The organism is Pseudoalteromonas sp. SG43-5, from assembly GCF_014164345.1.
Lineage (GTDB): Bacteria > Pseudomonadota > Gammaproteobacteria > Enterobacterales > Alteromonadaceae > Pseudoalteromonas > Pseudoalteromonas distincta.
Genome location: NZ_JACJFA010000022.1, coordinates 46,732 through 52,772 on the forward strand (window position 1 = coordinate 46,732; position 6,041 = coordinate 52,772).

At 38.3% G+C, this 6,041-nt stretch carries 5 protein-coding genes and 1 pseudogene; 4 read left to right on the forward strand and 2 right to left on the reverse strand.

Annotated features, from left to right (window positions below):
• Positions 1-194 precede the first annotated feature (194 nt).
• Positions 195-431 carry an MFS transporter gene (locus tag H5161_RS17615; RefSeq protein WP_404936169.1) on the forward strand — a complete coding sequence of 79 codons (237 nt, stop codon included), beginning with the start codon at positions 195-197 and terminating at the stop codon, positions 429-431.
• Between the two features lie 47 nt (positions 432-478).
• On the opposite strand, the gene H5161_RS17620 is transcribed toward H5161_RS17615, so the two are convergent.
• Both H5161_RS17620 and H5161_RS17625 read right to left on the reverse strand, forming a co-directional pair.
• The gene (locus tag H5161_RS17620) at positions 479-1,147 is read right to left on the reverse strand and encodes a response regulator (protein ID WP_154903778.1); all 669 of its coding nucleotides are present in this window, start codon (positions 1,145-1,147) and stop codon (positions 479-481) included.
• Positions 1,140-2,444, reverse strand: a complete 1,305-nt coding sequence (locus H5161_RS17625; protein WP_182738662.1) for a DUF4118 domain-containing protein — start codon at positions 2,442-2,444, stop codon at positions 1,140-1,142. The genes H5161_RS17620 and H5161_RS17625 overlap by 8 nt, the downstream gene beginning before the upstream one ends.
• Positions 2,445-2,626: 182 nt before the next feature.
• Between H5161_RS17625 and H5161_RS17630 the strand changes: the two genes are divergently transcribed.
• The 3 genes and pseudogenes from H5161_RS17630 to xylA all read left to right on the forward strand — a co-directional run.
• Positions 2,627-3,286 (forward strand): TrkA family potassium uptake protein, encoded by a 660-nt coding sequence (locus tag H5161_RS17630; protein WP_024596486.1) that lies wholly within the window; start codon positions 2,627-2,629, stop codon positions 3,284-3,286.
• Entirely contained in the window at positions 3,283-4,650 is a 1,368-nt protein-coding gene (locus H5161_RS17635) for a TrkH family potassium uptake protein (protein ID WP_101163049.1), read from the forward strand. The genes H5161_RS17630 and H5161_RS17635 overlap by 4 nt, the downstream gene beginning before the upstream one ends.
• Before the next feature lie 282 nt (positions 4,651-4,932).
• Positions 4,933-5,949 (forward strand): annotated as a pseudogene (gene xylA, locus H5161_RS17640) (xylose isomerase); the annotation flags it as partial.
• Positions 5,950-6,041 lie beyond the last annotated feature (92 nt).

A 6,041-nucleotide genomic window follows, 5' to 3' on the forward strand; every position in this document is an offset into this window, starting at 1 on the left:
AGCACTACTCTGTAGAGCAGGTTTAATTCGCTTTGTATTGGGTTAGCTGAATGTTCAGCTTTTATATCAACTTCGGCTATGTCCATGAGCGGTTATTACTAATTTTTTGTATGTAATCAAGATTTGGCTGCTTTGGTTTTCTTGTAAAGGCCAACTTATATGTATTCTTTTTTAACCTTTAATGGAGTCCCGTAATATGGGTAATGCTCGGCGAGATATTTCCAAATAGCATGAGAGGATTAGGCTTAGGGGTTGCAGGGCTTGCTCAATGGCTGGCTAATTTTTTAGTCACTATTACCTTTCCCATATTGCTAGCCGGTGGAGGGCTTGTACTCGCATATTCGCTCTATGGATTTTTCACATTTATATCGGTGCTTTTTGTTATTTATTTAGTAACAGAAACCAAAGGAACGAAACTAGAAAACGTGTAACTTTATCGTCCTAAATAGCTAAATTTAGGACGATAATTTTTTAGTGCCTACCCAACTAATCTATAACCTACCGCTGGCTCAGTTAAGATATGAATAGGGCTTGCAGGGTTTACCTCAAGCTTTTGTCTTAGTTGCGCTACATGTACACGAATATACTCAGGTCTATTAATGTATTGCTCCCCCCATACCTGACTTAAAATAGCATTATGAGTAAGCACTTTATCTTTATTTTGAAATAACATAAGCAAAATTTTATATTCTTTATTAGTGAGCTTTACATCGCTGCTGTTAAGCGTAACTGTGTGCTTATGCGGATCTATAATGATGCTACCGCATTGCAGTGCCAAACTCGGCTGTGTATTTACTCTTAGTAGCACACGCATTCTTGCCAGAAGTTCGTTTGCACTAAAAGGTTTGGTTATATAATCGTTTGCCCCATTATCAAGGGCTGTAACCTTTTCCACCTCGCCATCGCGAGCCGAAAGCACTAATATTGGTATTTGGCTCCATTGTCGTACTTCAAGTAACCAAGCTTGTCCATCCATATCAAGCAATCCCAAATCAAGTAACACTAAGTCAAAGCTTTGCTCACTCATTAATGAAAAACCATCAAGCCCTTTCGCACTAATTGATACGTTATAGCCACTGGCACCTAGTAATGTTTTTAAAAAACTTTGCAATGCAGGTGAGTCTTCTAGCACCAATACATTAATCATTCTTTGCACTCCAGCTAAGTATTGCTGTGGCTACTTGGGTCAGCTCATCAATAGCTAATACAAATTCGCCTTGATGAAACTGAGCAACTACATCGCAAATTACGCTACCAAGCCCAACTCCTTCATCCGAACTGCTTGGATGAGTAACTATGAGATTGCTTACGGCTATTTTATAGTGTGTTATATTAGCAATTCGCTCAGTATTAAAGTCCACTGTCGCCGCTCCATCACCGTAACGTGCCGCGTTTTCGAATATATTCGCAAGCGCGATTTCTAAAAGTGTTATATCACCTATACAACAAGTGGCTTTATCAAAGACTAACGCTAAGTTAAAACCACTTAATTGCTGCTGCCTGCGTGCTTTAGCCTCAGTAATAAGTGTATGTACGTTTATAGCTTGCCATGCTAGCTGCTCTCCTATTTTATTTACCCGGCTAAGCTCCATCACTTTATTAAAATGCTGATTTAAGATTTCACTTTGCTCATAAATATTTTTTGCTTGTTCTGTAATTGATGCCTTACTCAGCTCAATATTTTCGTCAGCTAACATGCTTGATGAGCCCATAATAGTAGCCAAAGGCGTGCGTAGATCATGAGATAAACTACGCAGCAATGCATTTTTAGCACGTTCTAACTCTGCTTGTACTTTCATCGATGCCGACTGGTTTCTAAGATTTGAGTTTTCGTGGACCTGAAACAACAAAGACAGTGCCGTATCTATAAATGCACGGTTTTCAGGACTAAGTTCGGCATCTGCAATAAAGCCGCCCCATTGTGTGTTTTGTTCGATATTAAAGTACTCTCCATTATCCATTGTATTATTGTTCCAACGAAGTGTAATACCTAGATGGTTTTTAATCGAGGTTGTAAATACTTGGCGCTGAGCGTTTATATCATCAAGCCCATTAAGCGCCTTAGCTAACTCATATAAACATCGTGTATTGCTGGCATGTAACTGGGTATCACGAACGTTTTTACTTAGCTCGCCCGCCAATTTGCTTATCATCAAGCCAACTATAAGCATGACAGTAAAAGTGACTAAGTATTCAATTTTTTCGATATGAAATGTAAAGTACGGCAGTACAAAAAACCAGTCGGTACATGCCACACTAACTAACGTTGTAATCCCCGCTAAGGCGGCATTTTGACGCACCGCAACCCATGCTACCCAAAGTAATTGCAACATCACAATGTCGGTGGTCGTTAGCCACTCTCGAACTGGAAAAATAGCCAGCACAATAAAAATAGGCGCAATTGTTGTTAATAAAAGCGGCTTAAGCCATTTATTAATACCCATTTGTGCACTCCCATAAAATTCTCTTTTTATAGGTTACTGCTTTTTAATACGTTGTGTATAAAGTTTTTATAAAGATTTTTGGCTGTAGTGTTAAATGTTTATAAAGCTTAATTGATATGGGGTGACTCTTTTTTAAAATTCCATAGTCTTTGCTATGTCGTATTTTTTAAATAGGAACGCACATGGCACAGTTTGCAGTAATTGGATTAGGTAGTTTTGGTGTTACCGCCTCGCTTGAGCTTGCTAATCAGGGGCATCACGTTTGCGCAGCCGATATAAGCGAAAGCACCATTAACACGTTTGCTAATCAGTTAAATTACACTGTCATTTTAGATGCTAGTGATGAAACACAGCTTGCTCGACTCGACTTAACCAGCTGCCAAGCTGTATTAGTTGCAATTGGTGAAAACATAGAAGCGAGTATTTTATGCGTGCTGCATTTAAAAAACCTTGGTGTTAAACAAATATGGGTTAAGGCGTGCTCTAAAAGTCACCATCAAATTTTAAGTAAACTTGGCGTATCTCGTATTATTCACCCCGAAGAAGAAATGGGGATCAGAGTAGCACATGCACTTAACTACCCTATGGTTAACCAGTACTTTGCGCTTACACAATCTACATTTATTGTTGAGCTTGCCATAGATTTACATTTATCAGGGCGCAATATTGGCTGGCTTCTAAAAGAGCGTAACTCAGATATAAAACCGCTCACCTTACGCCGAGATGATAATTTTAATACAGACCTAACACTCGACACCGAGTTACGCCATGGTGATAGCCTTGTATTACTGGGCTCTAAACATTACCTAACAAAACTCACCAAACGGTTTAAAGCTTTATGATTAACTGGCAAGCACACGTACTTCCAAAGCAATTTAATCGCCGTTTAAAAAATTTCAAAAGGCCTGTTAACCCCCCTTTAATTTTAACTGCTGGTTTTTTTGCTCTCATTATTTTAGGCACTTGCTTATTACTATTACCTTTTGCAAGTGTTGAATCGCTTAGCTTTATTCAAGCTTTTTTTACTGCATCCTCTGCGGTTACAGTTACAGGCTTAGTTGTTATTGATACAGGTACTGCGCTAACCACATTTGGGCAATGTGTTGTTATGGTACTTATTCAAATTGGAGGAATCGGCTTTATGACCGTAGCCGTTATTTCATTTTTAAGTATTGGTAAAAACTTAGGATTAAAACAACGTTTACTTGCAAGCCAAGCATTCGATACAAGCGATTTAAATGGAGTGATCCATGTAGCTAGATGTGTAATAACTTACTCGCTAATAATTCAGACTATAGCATTTTGCTTACTTTTTATTAGCTGGGTAGATGACTATGGTATTGCGGGTAGCGCCTATCAAAGTCTATTTTATACTATTTCGGCTTTTAACAATGCCGGGTTTGCACTCGACAGTAATAGCTTAATGGCTTTTAAAAGTGATGTATCTGTTAATCTTATTATCAGTGCATTATTTATAATCGGTGGCTTAGGGTTTACCGTTTTAATAGATATATATCAACAACGTCGCTGGCATAAATTAGCAACTAATACACGTATTGTATTAATTGCAAGTGCTGTAATAAATTGCAGTGCATTTTTGCTTATTTTTTTATTTGAATATTCAAATCCAGCCACACTTGCCAACCTACCTATTAACGAGCAAGTAATTGCTGCTTGGTTTCAAGCAGTTACACCACGTACTGCAGGCTTTAATACTTTACCTATTAGCCAGCTAAGTTCCGACTCGACATTGCTTACATTGTTATTAATGGTAATAGGTGGCGGTTCGGTAAGTACAGCAAGCGGCATTAAAATAGGAACTTTTGTTATTTTACTACTTGCTATGTATAGTTATTTACGCCAAAAACCACAGGTAACCATATTTAACAGAGAGCTAAGCGACAAACTTGTGATAAAAGCATTGAGTGTTGTAATTTTATACTTATTTACGGCTTTTTTAAGCATCATGATTATGAGTAAAATCGAGCAAGCGTCTCTTTTAGATATTACTTTTGAAGTAATTTCGGCATTGAGCACTGTAGGGCTATCTCGTGATTTTACTAGTAATTTAAGTATGCCAAGCCAGCTAATAATAATTTTACTTATGCTGATTGGCAGAGTAGGTCCACTGACATTTGCTTATTGTTTTGCAAAACCTAAATTACAACCTCTTAAATTTGCTAAAACAACCATACAAATAGGGTAACTATTATTCAGGCCACTTAGCCAGCATAATTTATGTAAGGTACTATTGCGGTGCAAGTTAGAAAATTAATGACTCCTAAATATAACTTTATCTATTAGGAGTCTTTTATAGAAAAATAAAGATGAATATAAGCACACTTTTTCATTGTAGATATGAAAATAAATAAAATAAGCGCCAAACTATTACAATAGTTTTGGCGCTTATTAAAGGGGTAATATTTACCCTTTCATTTGTTCAAGCTCTTTGCCTTTGGTTTCGTGTAAAAACTTAAATACAAATATTTTTCATGATGTTGATATTGCCCCTGAAGGCAAAGCACTATAAGAAAGCCTCGATAACGTAACGCACATAGCTAACATTATCTAAAAAGAAATGCAGCGCACTGGTGTAAAGCCACTGTGGGGTACTGCTAACTTGTTCTCAAACAAACGTTTTTGTGCCGGTGGTGCAACAAACCCTAATCCTAATACATATGCATATGCAGCAGCGCAAGTTAAACATGCAATGGAAATTACGCATCGTTTAGGCGGCGAAAACTATGTACTTTGGGGTGGTCGTGAAGGTTACGACACATTACTAAATACAGATCTTGCGCAAGAAAGCGAGCAGTACGCACGCTTTTTGAAAATGGTTGTAGAACACAAGAAAAAAATTGGTTTTAAAGGCACATTATTAATTGAGCCAAAACCACAAGAGCCAACTAAGCACCAGTACGATTACGATACAGCAACGGTTTCAGGCTTTTTACACAAGCACGGCTTACAAGACGAAATTAAAGTAAACATTGAAGCAAACCACGCAACACTTGCAGGTCATAGCTTCCACCACGAAATTGCCGTTGCTTGCGCTAAAGGTATTATGGGTAGTATTGATGCTAACCGTGGTGATATGCAAAACGGATGGGATACAGATCAATTCCCTAACGATGTAGCTGAGTGAACACTTGTCGTTTACGAAATTTTAAAGAATGGCGGTTTTACAACCGGTGGCTTTAACTTTGATACTAAACTTCGTCGTCAATCGTGTGAACGCGATGATTTATTCATCGGTCACATTGGTGGTATGGATACGATGGCAAAAGCATTACTCAATGCAGCAGCAATGATTGAAGGCGGCGAGCTTTCTGACTTTGTAGAAAAACGTTACGCAGGTTGGAAAGAAGACCTAGGCCAAAGCATTTTAAAAGGTGAACAATCACTTGAGAGCCTTGCTGCGTTAGTACACGAAAACGACATCTATCCTAAGCAAGTTTCTGGCCGACAAGAGCTGCTTGAGAATATTGTTAACCGCTACGTATAAGGACATCGCCTCGGTTTTAAAGCCGAGGCGTACATCATTATGAACTTGTTAGAACAACTCAAAAAAGTAACCACGGTCGTTGCCGACAGTGG